The 247-nt window shown below is 33.2% G+C and carries 1 protein-coding gene; it reads left to right on the forward strand.

From position 1 onward, the window contains the following. On the forward strand, nucleotides 1-247 hold a 247-nt coding region (locus FDX22_RS23910), incomplete at both ends, for a hypothetical protein (protein WP_222592569.1).

Here is a 247-nt window from a genome sequence, read left to right on the forward strand (position 1 = left end):
AGCTAGTATTCAAACTAAGCTGGAACAAGGTAAATTGCGTGGCTTGTTGAAAATTAATGCCTTTCTTGATATTGATAATACGCAAGAGTATCGAGAAAAAGCCTTAACAACAATAAAGAACATGCAAGAGGGTTCGAGTTACAATGGTTTGACACCAGTTGATAACAAGACGGAAATTGTAGAACTTAAAAAAGATTATTCCGTTTTAAACAAAGATGAAATTGACCTTATTAAATCGGAACTTTTG

The sequence above is a fragment of the Citrobacter sp. TBCS-14 genome, from assembly GCF_005280805.1.
Classification (GTDB): Bacteria; Pseudomonadota; Gammaproteobacteria; order Enterobacterales; family Enterobacteriaceae; genus Citrobacter; species Citrobacter gillenii.